Raw genomic sequence first — 13,602 nt, 5'->3', positions numbered from 1 at the left:
TAGCGGTTGTCGGCGACCCGTTCTATTCCCGTCGCTCTGAGTCAGGCTTAATGGTCTGAAACCCAAATTGTTTCTGTGTGCCCACCGAACTGTCCGATAATTTTTTGCATTGGGAGTCCCGGTCATGCTGAGCGCATTTCAACTGGAAAACAATCGTTTAACGCGTCTGGAAGCCGACGAGATCAAGCACCTCGCCAGTTCGGTGTGGGTCGATCTGGTCGAGCCTGACGACGATGAACGAAGCCGTGTGCAAACGGAATTGGGCCAGAACCTGGCGACGCGCCCGGAGCTGGAAGACATCGAAGCGTCAGCGCGTTTCTTTGAGGATGAAGACGGTCTGCATATCCACTCATTTTTCTTTTTTGAAGATGCTGAGGATCACGCCGGTAACTCTACCGTGGCGTTTACTATCCGCGAAGGCCGTCTGTTCACCCTGCGCGAGCGGGAGCTGCCCGCTTTCCGCCTGTATCGCATGCGCGCCCGCAACCAGTCGATGGTGGACGGCAACGCCTACGAGCTACTGCTGGACCTGTTCGAAACCAAAATCGAGCAGCTGGCGGATGAAATCGAAAACATCTACAGCGACCTGGAAAAGCTTAGCCGGGTGATTATGGAAGGTCGTCAGGGCGATGATTACGACGAGGCGCTCTCTACGCTGGCGGAACAGGAAGATATCGGCTGGAAAGTCCGCCTGTGTCTGATGGATACCCAGCGCGCGCTGAACTTCCTCGTACGCAAGGCCCGTCTGCCGGCAGGGCAGCTGGAGCAGGCGCGCGAAATCCTGCGAGATATCGAATCCCTGCTGCCGCACAATGAATCGCTGTTCCAGAAGGTTAACTTCCTGATGCAGGCGGCGATGGGTTTTATCAACATCGAGCAGAACCGCATCATCAAGATCTTCTCGGTCGTCTCCGTCGTCTTCCTGCCGCCGACCCTGGTGGCTTCCAGCTATGGCATGAACTTTGAGTTTATGCCTGAGCTGCACTGGAGCTTTGGCTATCCCGGCGCGATTGTCTTTATGATGCTCGCTGGCCTGGCGCCCTATCTGTACTTTAAGCGTAAAAACTGGCTGTAAAAAAAGGAGCTTCGGCTCCTTTTTTGCGTACCGGTCTGGCTTTATGCCCTACGCGTACGACGTATTGTGTAAACCGCATCCATTACGAAAATCGCCAGCGCCACCCAGATAAAAGCAAAGGTCACCATCTTATCCGCTCCCGGCACCTCGCCGTAGAAGGTCACCGCCAGCAGGAACATCAGCGTTGGGCCGATATACTGGAAGAAGCCCAGCGTAGAAAGGCGCAGGCGGGTCGCCGCGCCGGTAAAGCACAGCAGCGGAATAGTGGTGACCACGCCCGCCGCCATCAGCAGCAGGTTCAGCGACCACGGGTTCTGCCCCATATGGCTGGTCGGGCTATCGGCTATACCAAACAGATAAATCGCGGCGACCGGCAGCAGCCAGAGCGTTTCAAACAGCATGCCGGTTTGTGCATCCACGGCGATCTTTTTACGTAGCAGACCATAAAAAGCGAAGCTGAACGCCAGGCCCAGCGCGATAATCGGCAACGAGCCAAAAGTCCAGAGCTGCACCAGAACGCCGCAGGCGGCCAGCAGCACCGCCAGCCACTGCATCCGACGAAAACGCTCCCCGAGGAAGATCATCCCCAGCAGAATATTCACCAGCGGGTTGATAAAGTAGCCCAGGCTGGCTTCCAGCATATGATGGTTATTGACCGCCCAGATAAACAGCAGCCAGTTACCGCCCACCAGCACGGCAGACAGGGCCAGTAGAAACACCTTCTTCGGCGTTTTCAGTAGCCTTTTGACCTGCGGCCACTGACGACTGATGCTGATTAGCGCGACCATAAAGAAGAAGGACCAGATCACGCGGTGAGTCAGAATTTCATCGGCGGGAACATAGTAGATAAGCTTGAAGTACGCTGGCGCGATACCCCAGATAAAATAGGCGGCCAGGGCCAGGAGAACCCCCACCCGCGTTTGTTTAGCGTCCATCGGTACAAATCCATTGCCAAAGAGAATGATGTTACTCGATTTAAGCCGATCAACCCACCATATACGTCGCCGTAGCGCTGGCGATATACACCTGCTCTTCGTTATGCAGTTCGACGCGGGCCACCGCCACCTTGTTACCGGCGCGCAGCAGGCTGCTGGTGGCGGTAAAGCGCTCCCCACGACCCGGACGCAGGTAGTCGACGCGCAGATCGATGGTGCCCATCCGCGACAGGCGCTGGCGCAGCTCTTCTTCATTGATGGTGTCGTGGCGAGTCAGGGTGCTGCCGACGCATACCAGCCCCGCCGCGACGTCCAGCGCTGAGGCAATCACTCCGCCATGTAAAATACTCTGCGCCCAGTTGCCGACCATCATTGGTTGGTTGTTGAAACTCAGCTGGGCGAACTCTTTTTCATAGCGCTCCAGCTCCAGCCCTAAGGCGCGATTAAAGGGCATGTGGTAGACGAAGATTTCTCCCACCAGCTTCAGGGCGGCGGCGGCGGTCAGTTCAGACATAACAACATTTCCATAGGTTAATGAAATGTTGATTTTATGCTTCTAAAATATTGATTTCTACTTTAAGAACGGATAACAGGTCAGAAGACGTATAAATAGGTAGAATGCTGCCTGGGTTAAACAGAAATAATAAATATCCATCCAGGAGAACAGCAATGCGTATCTCTTTGGCCTGCCTGCTGGCGCTTGTTGCGCTTCCGGCCGGCGTTCTGGCGCAGGACGCGCCGGTGAATAAACAGGTCCACCACACTCCGGCCGTTCGCGGGAGTATTATCGCCAACCTGTTACAGGACCATGATAATCCCTTCCTGCTCTATCCCTACGAGAGCAACTATCTGCTCTATACATGGACCAGCGATCTCAATAAAGAAGCGATTCGCAGCTACGACTGGGCTGAAAACGCGCGTAAAGACGAAGTGAAGTTCCAGCTTAGCCTGGCGTTTCCATTATGGCGCGGGATTTTGGGCGAGAATTCGCTGCTGGGCGCTTCTTATACGCAAAAATCCTGGTGGCAGCTCTCCAACAGCAAAGAGTCCGCGCCGTTTCGCGAAACCAACTACGAGCCGCAGCTGTTCCTCGGGTTTGCGACCGATTACTCATTTGCTGGCTGGACGCTGCGCGACGTTGAAATGGGTTATAACCACGACTCTAACGGTCGTTCCGATCCCACTTCCCGCAGCTGGAATCGCCTCTATACTCGACTGATGGCGCAAAATGGCAACTGGCTGGTCGAGGTGAAGCCCTGGTACGTGATTGGCAGCACCGACGATAACCCGGATATCACCAAATATATGGGTTATTACCGGCTGAAAGTGGGCTACCAGCTGGGCGACGCTATTCTCAGCGCTCAGGGGCAATATAACTGGAATACCGGCTACGGCGGCGCCGAGCTTGGGGTAAGCTATCCGATCACCAAACACGTGCGCGTCTATACTCAGGTCTATAGCGGTTATGGCGAGTCGCTTATCGATTATAACTTTAATCAAACCCGCGTCGGCGTCGGGCTGATGCTCAACGATCTGTTTTAATCGTTGCACTCTGGCTCTCAGGCGCTGAAAATAGCGCCTGTTTTCTTTTCAGGCATATGGGGTCAACGTGGCGCAGGCGGAAGTATTGAATCAGGAATCGCTGGCTAAGCAGGTTTTACAAGAGACCTTCGGCTACCAGCAGTTTCGCCCGGGCCAGGAAACCATTATCGATACGGCACTGGCCGGGCGCGATTGCCTGGTGGTGATGCCGACCGGCGGCGGCAAGTCGCTGTGTTATCAGGTGCCGGCGCTGGTGCTGGGCGGTCTGACCGTCGTGGTCTCGCCGCTCATCTCCTTGATGAAGGATCAGGTCGATCAGCTGCTGGCTAACGGCGTGGCGGCGGCGTGCCTGAATTCAACCCAGAGCCGGGAGCAGCAGCAGGAGGTGATGGCCGGCTGCCGCAGCGGGCAGATTCGCCTGCTGTATATCGCCCCGGAGCGCCTGATGCTGGATAACTTCCTCGAGCATCTTACGCACTGGAATCTGTCGATGGTGGCGGTGGATGAGGCGCACTGTATTTCCCAGTGGGGCCATGATTTCCGTCCGGAATACGCTGCGTTAGGGCAGCTGCGCCAGCGGATACCGCAAATCCCGTTTATGGCGCTGACCGCCACCGCCGATGACACCACGCGTCGCGACATTGTTCGCCTGCTGGGCCTGAGCGACCCGCTTATCCAGGTCAGCAGCTTCGACCGACCCAATATCCGCTACATGCTGATGGAGAAGTTTAAGCCGCTGGATCAGCTGATGCGCTACGTACAGGATCAGCGCGGCAAATCAGGCATTATCTACTGCAATAGCCGATCGAAAGTGGAGGATACCGCCGCACGCCTGCAAAGTCGCGGCATCAGCGCGGCGGCCTATCACGCCGGCCTGGAAAATCATATCCGCGCCGACGTACAGGAGAAATTCCAGCGCGACGACCTGCAAATCGTGGTGGCTACGGTAGCCTTCGGGATGGGGATCAACAAACCGAACGTCCGTTTTGTGGTGCATTTCGATATCCCCCGCAATATTGAATCCTATTACCAGGAGACCGGCCGCGCCGGGCGCGATGGGCTGCCTGCCGAGGCGATGCTGTTTTACGATCCGGCGGATATGGCGTGGCTCAGGCGCTGCCTTGAGGAGAAACCCGCCGGGCCGCTGCAGGACATTGAACGCCATAAGCTCAACGCGATGGGGGCTTTTGCCGAAGCGCAAACCTGCCGCCGCCTGGTGTTGCTCAACTACTTTGGCGAGGGGCGCCAGGAGCCGTGCGGCAACTGTGATATCTGCCTCGACCCGCCGAAACAGTACGACGGTTTAATGGACGCGCGGAAGGCGCTGTCGACGATTTACCGCGTCAACCAGCGCTTTGGTATGGGCTACGTGGTGGAAGTGCTGCGCGGCGCCAATAACCAGCGTATTCGCGATATGGGGCATGATAAGCTGCCGGTATACGGCATTGGGCGCGAGCAGAGCCATGAGCATTGGGTTAGCGTGATCCGCCAGCTGATCCATTTAGGCCTGGTCACGCAGAATATTGCCCAGCACTCTGCGCTACAGCTTACCGAGGCCGCGCGTCCGGTTCTGCGCGGCGACGTGACGCTACAGCTTGCCGTGCCGCGTATTGTGGCGCTGAAGCCAAAAGCGATGCAGAAATCCTTTGGCGGCAATTACGATCGTAAGCTTTTTGCCAAGCTGCGCAAACTGCGTAAGGCGATTGCCGACGAAGAGAATATCCCACCCTACGTCGTGTTTAACGATGCAACACTGATTGAAATGGCTGAGCAAACGCCGCTGACGGCCGGCGAGATGCTTAGCGTCAACGGCGTCGGCACGCGTAAGCTCGAGCGTTTTGGTAAAGAGTTTATGGCCCTGATCCGCGCGCACGTGGATGGCGATGATGAGTAGTCAGCCGGACGAAAAAGTGCAAATATAGTTTTCGTCCTGACTATTTTCCTGCGAGTTAATTATGTTGACGCTTTTCTTCACCGTCGCGCTGGTGCATATCATTGCGCTGATGAGTCCTGGCCCGGACTTTTTCTTTGTTTCGCAAACCGCCGTTAGCCGCTCTCGTAAGGAGGCGATGATGGGCGTGCTGGGTATCACCTGCGGGGTAATGGTATGGGCGGGCGTAGCGCTGCTCGGCCTGAACCTGATTATCGAGAAGATGGCCTGGCTGCATACCATTATTATGGTCGGCGGCGGCCTGTATCTGTGCTGGATGGGCTTCCAGATGCTGCGTGGCGCGCTGAAAAAAGGCGAAGCGGCGGCAGCGGTAGAGCCTCAGGTTGAGCTGGCGCGCAGCGGCCGGAGCTTTCTGAAAGGGCTGCTGACTAATCTGGCGAACCCAAAAGCGATTATCTATTTCGGCTCCGTGTTCTCGCTGTTCGTCGGCGATAGCGTCAGTTCTGGCGCGCGCTGGGGGATTTTTCTGCTGATCGTACTGGAGACGCTGGCCTGGTTCACGGTGGTTGCCAGCCTGTTCGCCCTGCCGGGCATGCGCCGTGGCTATCAGCGGATGGCGAAGTGGATCGACGGCATCGCCGGTACGCTATTCGCCGGCTTCGGTATTCATCTGATTATTTCACGCTAACCCTTCTGCGTCCCGCCCAGGAGGTTATGGGCGGGCCGGGTATTAATGATGGAGCTGCTGCAAATCGTCGGACGTGAGACCGGTCATTTCCATCACCGCAGTAGTATCAATACCCCGCTCGAGCATGGCCTTTGCGACGTTAAGTAGCGCAGCGCGTTTGCCCTCTTTTATGCCTTCCTCAAGCCACTTTTCTGCCAGAGTCATCAGTACACCTCCATGTTGCGGCACCCGCTGTGCCAGCTCATAGAATAGCGGCCGAACATCCTGCTCTTCTCCCGCCTGGGCCCTATATTTTATCAGTACGGTAATTTTTTGTTTATCTATACATCACGCGTGGCGGGCGGAGGCCAGCAGGGCGCCGACCAGCATAAACAGCGAACCAAAGACCTTATTCAGCGCCTTCATCTGTTTTGGCCCCTTGATCCATGCAGCGATACGCTGGGCCAGCGTGGCGTAGCCAATCATGACGATAATATCGACCACGATAGTGGTAACGCCAAGTACCAGATACTGCATTACCTGAGGCTGGTGCGGCACGATAAACTGCGGGAAGAGCGCGGCGAGAAATACGATGCTTTTCGGATTGGTCAGATTCACGAATACCGCGCGCTTAAAGAGTTTGCCGCGGGTCTGCGCTTTCGCAAGGGTATTCAGATCGAGAGAGCCTGCGGCTCGCCACTGCTGAATGCCGAGCCAGATAAGATAAGCGGCGCCCGCCCATTTCAGGATTTCAAAAGCTAACAGCGATCGAGAGAAGAGCGTCCCCAGGCCGACGCCGACCAGCACGATGTGAATGCCGAGCCCGGTCTGTAGCCCGGCAATAGAGGCCGCCGCGCCGCGATAGCCGTGGTTAATAGAGGTGGTCATGGTATTTATTGCCCCGGAGCCCGGCGACAGGCTGAGAATAATAGATGTTAGCAGATAGGCAAACCACCACTCGAACGTCATGAGAAACTCCCTGATTGTCTGTTTTTATGCCACAATACGCTATTGTGTAAGCATTGTGTGATGCACGACAAAAAAACGATTTTCAGCGGTTATTAGGGGTGTAAGCCCGATGTTTTTGCAGCAAAAGGACTGGGAAACACGAGAAAACGCGTTTGCGGCTTTTACCATGGGGCCACTAACCGATTTCTGGCGTCAGCGGGAAGAGGCTGAATTTACGGGCGTGGATGACGTTCCGGTGCGCTTTGTGCGCTTCTGCGCCAAAAGTCACGACCGGGTCGTGGTGATCTGTCCGGGTCGTATTGAAAGCTACGTTAAGTACGCCGAACTGGCTTACGATCTTTTCCGCAGCGGCTTTGACGTGATGATTATCGATCATCGCGGCCAGGGGCGTTCCGGGCGCATGCTTTCCGATACCCACCGCGGGCACGTCGTAAATTTCAGCGATTACGTTGACGATCTCGCCGCTTTCTGGCAACAACATGTCGTGCCGGGGCACTGGCGGAAACGGTTTATTCTTGCCCATTCCATGGGTGGCGCTATTGCGACGCTATTTTTGCAGCGCCACCACCAGCATTGCGACGCGATGGCGCTCTGCGCGCCGATGTTCGGCATTGTTATGCGCCTGCCTGACTGGATGGTGCGCCACATTCTCGATTGGGCTGAGGGCCATCAGCGCATTCGTGAAGAGTATGCCCTCGGTACCGGCCGCTGGCGGGCGCTGCCCTTTGCGGTCAACGTACTGACGCACAGCCGTCAACGCTATCGTCGCAACCTGCGTTTTTACGCCGATGAGCCGCAGCTGCGGGTCGGCGGGCCAACGTTCCATTGGGTGCGCGAGGGGATCCTTGCGGGCGAAGAGGTGCTGGCCGGCGCGGAAAAAGACGTTACGCCAACATTATTGCTCCAGGCGGAAGAAGAGCGTGTAGTCGATAACCGTATGCACGATCGCTACTGTGAACTTCGCGCCGCAGGCGGCCATCCCTGCGAAGGGAATAAGCCGTTTGTCATAGAAGGGGCATACCATGAGATCCTTTTTGAAAAGGACGCCATGCGCTCGGTCGCGCTAAACGCTATCGTCGATTTTTTTGCTCGACATACTTAATCCGGCGAAACGCTCGTCGCCCTGTTTAGAGGTTAAAATTTTTATGTACCAGGTTGTTGCGTCTGACTTAGATGGCACGCTGCTTTCTCCCGATCACTGCTTAACCCCCTACGCCAAAGAGACGCTGAAACTGCTTACCGCACGCGGTATCAATTTCGTGTTCGCGACCGGCCGCCACTACATCGATGTTGGGCAAATTCGCGATAATCTCGGCATTAAATCCTATATGATCACCTCTAACGGCGCCCGCGTACATGATAGCGACGGGAAGCAGATCTTCGCTCATAACCTTGATCGCGATATCGCCGCTGACCTGTTCGAGATGATGCGAAACGATCCGGCGATCGTAACCAACGTTTATCGTGAAGATGAGTGGTATATGAACCGCCACCGTCCGGAAGAGATGCGCTTCTTCAAAGAGGCAGTGTTTAACTACAAGCTGTACGAGCCGGGCGAGCTGGACCCGGAAGGGATCAGCAAAGTCTTTTTCACCTGCGATAAGCATGAGCATCTGCTGCCGCTGGAGCAGGCGATCAATGCCCGCTGGGGCGATCGGGTGAACGTGAGCTTCTCTACCGTCACCTGCCTCGAAGTGATGGCGGGCGGCGTGTCGAAAGGCCATGCGCTGGAGGCCGTGGCGAAAATGCTCGGCTATAGCCTGAAAGAGTGTATCGCCTTCGGCGACGGTATGAACGATGCGGAAATGCTGTCAATGGCGGGCAAGGGCTGCATTATGGCCGACGCGCACCAGCGCCTGAAGGACCTGCATCCAGAGCTGGAAGTGATCGGCAGCAACGCTGATGACGCCGTACCCCACTATCTGCGTAAACTCTATCTCGACGAAAAAAGCTTGACGACTGAGTAATAATTAAACAGTTGTCAACCTGTCACTTCGCTACAATGAGTGTTCTTTACTCTATGAGACATTCATTGTGGCGCTACTGATAATCACCACGATTCTGTGGGCCTTCTCTTTTAGCCTCTATGGCGAATACCTTGCAGGTCACGTCGACAGTTATTTCGCGGTGCTGGCGCGCGTTGGTCTGGCGGCGCTGGTCTTTTTACCTTTCCTGCGCACCCGCGGGCAAAGCCTGTCAACCATCGGCCTGTATATGCTGGTGGGGGCGATGCAGCTCGGCATTATGTATATGCTGAGTTTCCAGGCCTATCTGTACCTGACGGTATCTGAACTCCTGCTGTTTACCGTCCTGACGCCGCTCTATATCACGCTGATTTATGATGTAATGAGCCGCCGCCGCCTGCGCTGGGGCTACGCCTGCAGCGCGCTGCTGGCGGTGATCGGCGCGGGTATTATTCGCTACGACCAGGTGACAAATCATTTCTGGACCGGTTTGATCCTGGTGCAGCTCTCCAATATCAGCTTCGCGATTGGCATGGTGGGCTACAAGCGCCTGATGGAAACGCGTCCGATGCCGCAGCATAATGCCTTCGCCTGGTTCTATGTCGGGGCGTTTCTGGTGGCGGCGGTTGCCTGGTCGATACTGGGCAATGCGCAGAAAATGCCGGAAACTTCTCTACAGTGGGGCATTCTGGTGTTCCTTGGCGTGGCGGCATCGGGGATCGGCTACTTCATGTGGAACTACGGCGCCACCCAGGTGGATGCCGGTACGCTCGGCATCATGAACAATATGCACGTACCTGCCGGGCTGCTGGTGAATCTTGCTATCTGGCAGGAGCAGCCCCGTTGGCCAAGTTTTATTACGGGAGCTCTGGTGATCCTGGCCTCGCTGTGGGTCCATCGACGCTGGGTCGCTCCGCACTTCGCACAAACGGTAAATGGTCGCAAGCGTGGTTCCGCGCTGAGCGAATAAACGCCTCGGTCACCGGCTGGCGCTGTTCGCCGTCGCGTACCGCGGCGTATAGCCGGCTCCACAGTCCCTCGCCCAGGGTTTTGGTCACCACCAGACCCTGGCGCTCAAAGCTTTCCACAACCCAGTGCGGCAGGGCGGCGATGCCCATCCGCGCCGCCACCATCTGAATTAACAGCAGCGTATTGTCGACGCTCTTCAGCTGCGGGCTGATCCCCGCAGGCTGCAGGAAGTGACGCCAGATATCCAGACGAGCGCGCTGGACCGGGTAAATCAGCAGCATCTCGGTTGCTAAATCCTCAGGCGCAATGCGCGTCTTTGTCGCCAGCGGATGATCCGGCGCCATCACCAGACGCACTTCGAAATCAAACATTGGCGAATAGTGCAGACCGCTGCGCGGCAGGATATCGGAGGTCATGACCAGATCCAGCTCACCCTGCTGCAGGCCCGGCTGCGGGTCGAAGATCACGCCGGACTGAAAGTCCACTTCCACATGCGGCCAGCGGGCGCGGAAGCTCTCCAGCGCCGGCGTGAGCCATTGTATACAGCTATGGCATTCGATGGCGATACGCAGACGAGTTTGCTGCGGCTCATTGCAATCCTGCAGGGCGCGGCTGATTTGCGGCAGCACCTGGTTGGCCAGCTGGAGCAGGATTTCACCCTGCGGCGTAAAGCGCAGCGGCTGACTTTTACGCACAAACAGACGGAAGCCAAGGCGCTGTTCCAGATCGCTGAACTGGTGGGACAAGGCGGATTGAGTCTGGTGCAGGGCCGCTGCTGCGCCTGCCAGCGAACCGCTGTTCCGCAACGCCTGGAGCGTTTTCAGGTGTTTAATTTCGATCATGAAAGTCCTTCACTTCGCCATGAATAATTTGCGCTTGAGGAATATACAGTAACTGCCAATTATGGATGTGTAAACATCTGGACGGCTAAATCCTTTATCTTTCGAATTTATGGTGCGTTGGCTGCACTTCCTCACCCCAGTCACTTACTTCAGTAAGCTTCTGGTGATGAGCAAGTTTGCCGCCTTCCCTAAATCCGAAATCTTTCGGATTGCAATTATGAGGCTCAAAAAATGACAATTATTAATCACACCCTCGGTTTCCCTCGCGTTGGCCTGCGTCGCGAGCTGAAGAAAGCGCAAGAAAGCTATTGGGCGGGCAATATCAGCCGCGAAGAACTGCTGGCCGTTGGCCGGGAACTGCGCGCTCGCCACTGGGAACAGCAAAAGCAGGCGGGCGTTGATCTGCTGCCGGTTGGCGATTTCGCCTGGTACGACCATGTTCTGACCACCAGCCTGTGGCTTGGCAACGTGCCGGCTCGTCATCAGAACAAAGACGGCTCCGTTGATATCGATACTCTGTTTCGCATGGGTCGCGGCCGCGCGCCGACCGGCGAACCGGCCGCGGCGGCGGAAATGACCAAATGGTTTAACACCAACTACCACTACATGGTGCCGGAATTCGTGAAGGGCCAACAGTTCAAACTGAGCTGGAACCAGCTGTTGGATGAGGTGGACGAAGCGCTGGCGCTGGGCCACAAAGTGAAGCCCGTCCTGCTTGGGCCAGTCACCTATCTGTGGCTTGGTAAGGTGAAAGGCGAGTCGTTCGATCGTCTGAACCTGCTGCACGATATTCTGCCGGTTTACCAGCAGGTGCTGGCGGAGCTGGCAAAACGCGGCATTGAGTGGGTGCAGATTGATGAACCGGCGCTGGTGCTCGAGCTGCCGCAGACGTGGCTGGACGCTTTCAAACCGGCTTATGAGGCGCTTAATGGCCAGATTAAGCTACTGTTGACCACCTACTTTGAAGGTATTACCGATAACCTCGACACCATTACCGCGCTGCCGGTGCAGGGTTTGCATGTGGATCTGGTCCATGGCCAGGATGATGTCGCCGAACTGCATAAGCGCCTGCCTGCCGACTGGCTGCTCTCCGCGGGCCTGATCAACGGTCGCAACGTCTGGCGCGCCGATCTGAGCGAAAAATACGCGCAGGTTAAAGGGATTGTCGGCAAACGCGAGCTGTGGGTCGCCTCTTCCTGCTCCCTGCTGCACAGCCCGATCGATTTGAGCGTGGAAACGCGGCTTGATGCCGAAGTGAAGAGCTGGTTTGCCTTCGCCCTGCAAAAATGCCAGGAACTGGCGCTGCTGCGCGATGCGCTGAACAGCGGCGACACCGCTGCGATTGCTGACTGGAGCGCACCGATCCGGGCCCGTCGCTATTCAACCCGCGTGCATAACGCGGCGGTAGAGAAGCGTCTGGCAGCCATAACCGCTCAGGACAGTCAGCGTCAAAGCGGCTACGAAGTTCGCGCCGAAGCGCAGCGCGCCCGCTTTAAGCTGCCGGCCTGGCCGACCACCACCATCGGTTCTTTCCCGCAGACTCCCGAGATCCGCGGCCTGCGTCTGGACTTCAAAAAAGGCCATCTCGACGCTAACCGCTACCGCACCGGCATCGCTGAACACATCAAGCAGGCGATCGTCGAGCAGGAACGGCTGGGGCTGGACGTGCTGGTACACGGTGAGGCCGAACGTAACGACATGGTGGAATATTTTGGCGAACATCTGGACGGCTTTATCTTCACCCAGAACGGCTGGGTACAGAGCTACGGTTCCCGCTGCGTTAAGCCGCCGGTGGTGATTGGCGACGTCAGCCGTCCGGAGGCGATCACCGTCGAGTGGGCAAAATACGCACAGTCGCTGACCGACAAACCGGTAAAAGGCATGTTGACCGGTCCTGTGACCATTCTTTGCTGGTCCTTCCCGCGCGAGGACGTCAGCCGTGAAACGATTGCGAAACAGATTGCCCTGGCGCTGCGCGACGAAGTGGCGGATCTGGAAGCCGCCGGTATCGGCATCATCCAGATTGACGAACCGGCGCTGCGCGAAGGGCTACCGCTGAAACGTAGCGACTGGGAGGACTATCTGGCGTGGGGTGTGGAAGCTTTTCGCATCAATGCCGCGGTGGCGAAAGATGACACCCAGATCCATACCCATATGTGCTATTGCGAGTTCAACGACATCATGGACTCTATCGCCGCGCTGGATGCGGACGTGATTACCATCGAAACCTCGCGCTCTGATATGGAGCTGCTGGAGTCGTTTGAAGAGTTCGACTATCCGAATGAAATCGGGCCGGGGGTGTACGATATTCACTCGCCGAACGTCCCAGACGTGGAGTGGATCGAGGCGCTGCTGAAGAAAGCCGCGCAGCGCATCCCGGCAGAGCGCCTGTGGGTAAACCCGGACTGCGGCCTGAAAACCCGCGGCTGGGCGGAAACCCGTGCTGCGCTGGCCAACATGGTTAAAGCCGCGCAGAACCTGCGTCAGGCATAGTATAACCACGCTTTCCGGTGTCCGGATGACAGCATAATAACCCCTGAGCCACTCAGTGCTCTTTCCCCCGGTGGGGGCTACGGATCGCCGCCGCCTGCGGGCCGGTAGCCCGGGTAAGCACAGCGCAACCCGGCGAATGTGCTTATCCTGACCACTCTCTGCTCAAGGAGGCTTCGGCCTCCTTTTTTGTTCTTCCCTGCCAAAAATCGATCGCTGGTGCGCCTTTATGACGATCCTCACAAACATAATAACATT

Annotated in this window: 12 protein-coding genes and 1 pseudogene; 8 read left to right on the top strand and 5 right to left on the bottom strand. The window is 56.7% G+C overall.

What is annotated here, in order from left to right:
- The first annotated feature begins 124 nt into the window (after positions 1-124).
- Entirely contained in the window at positions 125-1,075 is a 951-nt protein-coding gene (gene corA, locus KO1_RS24155; RefSeq protein WP_004107687.1) for a magnesium/cobalt transporter CorA, read from the top strand.
- 41 nt (positions 1,076-1,116) lie between these two features.
- Here corA and rarD read toward each other — a convergent pair whose 3' ends face one another.
- A complete protein-coding gene (gene rarD / locus KO1_RS24150) occupies positions 1,117-2,010 on the bottom strand; it encodes an EamA family transporter RarD (RefSeq protein ID WP_004107689.1) in 894 nt (297 codons plus the stop codon).
- 49 nt (positions 2,011-2,059) lie between these two features.
- On the bottom strand, positions 2,060-2,524 hold the full coding sequence (yigI, locus tag KO1_RS24145; protein ID WP_004097567.1) for an acyl-CoA thioesterase YigI: 465 nt from the start codon (positions 2,522-2,524) through the stop codon (positions 2,060-2,062).
- 155 nt (positions 2,525-2,679) lie between these two features.
- On the opposite strand from yigI, the gene pldA reads away from it, so the two are divergent.
- From pldA to rhtC, 3 genes are all read left to right on the top strand, one after another.
- Positions 2,680-3,552, top strand: a complete 873-nt coding sequence (gene pldA, locus KO1_RS24140) for a phospholipase A (RefSeq protein WP_004107691.1) — start codon at positions 2,680-2,682, stop codon at positions 3,550-3,552.
- Positions 3,553-3,619: 67 nt separating this feature from the next.
- Positions 3,620-5,446 (top strand): ATP-dependent DNA helicase RecQ, encoded by a 1,827-nt coding sequence (gene recQ, locus KO1_RS24135; protein ID WP_004107693.1) that lies wholly within the window; start codon positions 3,620-3,622, stop codon positions 5,444-5,446.
- Positions 5,447-5,507: 61 nt separating this feature from the next.
- Positions 5,508-6,131 carry a threonine export protein RhtC gene (rhtC, locus tag KO1_RS24130; protein ID WP_004107695.1) on the top strand — a complete coding sequence of 208 codons (624 nt, stop codon included), beginning with the start codon at positions 5,508-5,510 and terminating at the stop codon, positions 6,129-6,131.
- A 42-nt stretch (positions 6,132-6,173) separates the two neighbouring features.
- Here rhtC and KO1_RS28825 read toward each other — a convergent pair.
- Positions 6,174-6,446 (bottom strand): annotated as a pseudogene (locus tag KO1_RS28825) (Rpn/YhgA-type helix-turn-helix domain-containing protein); the annotation flags it as partial.
- Between the two features lie 12 nt (positions 6,447-6,458).
- Entirely contained in the window at positions 6,459-7,079 is a 621-nt protein-coding gene (gene rhtB / locus KO1_RS24120) for a homoserine/homoserine lactone efflux protein (protein ID WP_004107699.1), read from the bottom strand.
- Between the two features lie 109 nt (positions 7,080-7,188).
- Here rhtB and pldB point away from each other — a divergent pair, with 109 nt between their 5' ends.
- From pldB to KO1_RS24105, 3 genes are all read left to right on the top strand, one after another.
- Positions 7,189-8,181, top strand: a complete 993-nt coding sequence (pldB, locus tag KO1_RS24115; protein ID WP_004107700.1) for a lysophospholipase L2 — start codon at positions 7,189-7,191, stop codon at positions 8,179-8,181.
- 43 nt (positions 8,182-8,224) lie between these two features.
- A complete protein-coding gene (gene yigL / locus KO1_RS24110; protein WP_004107701.1) occupies positions 8,225-9,046 on the top strand; it encodes a sugar/pyridoxal phosphate phosphatase YigL in 822 nt (273 codons plus the stop codon).
- Positions 9,047-9,113: 67 nt separating this feature from the next.
- Positions 9,114-10,013: a carboxylate/amino acid/amine transporter gene (locus tag KO1_RS24105; protein WP_064407147.1), complete on the top strand. Its 900-nt coding sequence runs from the start codon at positions 9,114-9,116 to the stop codon at positions 10,011-10,013.
- On the opposite strand, the gene metR is transcribed toward KO1_RS24105, so the two are convergent.
- Entirely contained in the window at positions 9,901-10,854 is a 954-nt protein-coding gene (metR, locus tag KO1_RS27700; RefSeq protein WP_004107703.1) for an HTH-type transcriptional regulator MetR, read from the bottom strand. The genes KO1_RS24105 and metR overlap by 113 nt on opposite strands.
- 231 nt (positions 10,855-11,085) lie before the next feature.
- Here metR and metE point away from each other — a divergent pair, with 231 nt between their 5' ends.
- Positions 11,086-13,347 carry a 5-methyltetrahydropteroyltriglutamate--homocysteine S-methyltransferase gene (gene metE, locus KO1_RS24090; RefSeq protein WP_004107704.1) on the top strand — a complete coding sequence of 754 codons (2,262 nt, stop codon included), beginning with the start codon at positions 11,086-11,088 and terminating at the stop codon, positions 13,345-13,347.
- Positions 13,348-13,602: the final 255 nt, after the last annotated feature.

Source organism: Klebsiella oxytoca NBRC 105695, assembly GCF_001598695.1.
In the GTDB taxonomy this organism is placed as follows: Bacteria; Pseudomonadota; Gammaproteobacteria; order Enterobacterales; family Enterobacteriaceae; genus Klebsiella; species Klebsiella oxytoca.
This window is presented reverse-complemented; position numbering and strand designations above follow the sequence as displayed.

What these genes read in the sequence shown, in the direction of transcription:
- rarD (WP_004107689.1), bottom strand. Translation starts at nt 2,010, where the DNA reads ATGGACGCTAAACAAACGCGGGTGGGGGTTCTCCTGGCCCTGGCCGCC.
- rhtB (WP_004107699.1), bottom strand. Translation starts at nt 7,079, where the DNA reads ATGACGTTCGAGTGGTGGTTTGCCTATCTGCTAACATCTATTATTCTC.
- corA (WP_004107687.1), top strand. Translation starts at nt 125, where the DNA reads ATGCTGAGCGCATTTCAACTGGAAAACAATCGTTTAACGCGTCTGGAA.
- pldB (WP_004107700.1), top strand. Translation starts at nt 7,189, where the DNA reads ATGTTTTTGCAGCAAAAGGACTGGGAAACACGAGAAAACGCGTTTGCG.
- metR (WP_004107703.1), bottom strand. Translation starts at nt 10,854, where the DNA reads ATGATCGAAATTAAACACCTGAAAACGCTCCAGGCGTTGCGGAACAGC.
- yigL (WP_004107701.1), top strand. Translation starts at nt 8,225, where the DNA reads ATGTACCAGGTTGTTGCGTCTGACTTAGATGGCACGCTGCTTTCTCCC.
- metE (WP_004107704.1), top strand. Translation starts at nt 11,086, where the DNA reads ATGACAATTATTAATCACACCCTCGGTTTCCCTCGCGTTGGCCTGCGT.
- rhtC (WP_004107695.1), top strand. Translation starts at nt 5,508, where the DNA reads ATGTTGACGCTTTTCTTCACCGTCGCGCTGGTGCATATCATTGCGCTG.
- pldA (WP_004107691.1), top strand. Translation starts at nt 2,680, where the DNA reads ATGCGTATCTCTTTGGCCTGCCTGCTGGCGCTTGTTGCGCTTCCGGCC.
- yigI (WP_004097567.1), bottom strand. Translation starts at nt 2,524, where the DNA reads ATGTCTGAACTGACCGCCGCCGCCGCCCTGAAGCTGGTGGGAGAAATC.